General features: G+C 62.9%; 1 protein-coding gene. It reads right to left on the reverse strand.

Translation table 11 applies throughout. The annotated features are described in order from the left end of the window. Nucleotides 1-382 (reverse strand): hypothetical protein (locus ACYVK7_RS17630; RefSeq protein ID WP_460889029.1); only part of this gene is annotated, 382 nt, incomplete at its 3' end. Between the last annotated feature and the right edge of the window lie 777 nt (nt 383-1,159).

Below are 1,159 nucleotides of genomic sequence, written 5' to 3' on the forward strand. Positions count from 1 at the left end.
CCCGCACCCCGGTCCCCGTGATCGACCGGCTCCTCGAGAACGCATCACTGCGCCGAGGAACGAGGCGAGAAAACCTCACTGGCACGAAATTTGTGATCTCCCTGGCTCGTTCCTCGGCGGTTCGCACGAGTTGCGCCGCCGCCACCGCAGCTGGCATCCCCATCAGATCGAGCCGACTTCGTAGCGCTGCGACAGAAGCCCGATACCCGACAGCGCGGGCTTCCGTTGCTTCGATGTGGGGCTGGAACCGTGCCGCATCAGTGCCGTCCAGATCGATCCAGTCATCCGGAGTGAACAACATGAGGAAGAACTCGTCAACGACGTTACGGAAGCCGCAGAACTCACGCCCGTCATCCAAGTACGCAGTCGCATAGCTACTCACCCGCGCAAGTCTTGCAGACGCACCGCTGGCGTCAGCGTCACCCCTCACGGTCGATGATCTGCCGGAGATCACCGTTCTGGTGCCACCCCCAGTACAACCCAGCTGAGGTGGACCAGGGCTTCTTTGATCTGTTCCTTGCTCGCGACGGGTGGTACACCATTGCGGCTCGCGAGGGAGCGATACGGGTCACGGCCCCTTGCCCGCGGCCGAGCCCTGCCCGTGACCGCGCGAACCTGAGCGGGGCAGTTTCTACCGCTCTGTACCGAGCGGGGAGAGTCGCTCGCTGAGATAGCTCGGCACCGGACTCTGGGAGGTAGCCAACGTTCTCGTCGTGGAAGGCCTGGCGGTCGGCTATGACTAGATGCGCCTCGCATGAGACACACGACTACAGCAGTGCATCGTGTGTCCGTGCCCTGTTGCCCGCGACGCCTCCCGCGTCGAGTGTCAGTGGTCCGTGCGACTCTCAAGAGATGACGGAGCTCGCATACGTGGTGCGAGAACACTGGCCCACGCCAGCACGGCTCTGAAGAGAGGGTCAGGACTATCCGCGCCCGGTCGGGTGATCGAGAAATCGTCAGCGATGACCGGGTAGCTCGCCATTCCTAGTTCGGCAGGAGACAGGGTGTCATTGAACGAGCAACTCTCCTTTAGCTACATCCCTTGCCTGAGGTGCGGTTCCCAACGGGTGTTGGAGCAGGGCCGCGGCAAAGTCGTGTCTGCTGGAGCGGGGTTGAGGTGGTCTGACCTGCGTCTTTGCTGGTGAGACGGGATGCGCGG

The organism is Promicromonospora xylanilytica, from assembly GCF_054782895.1.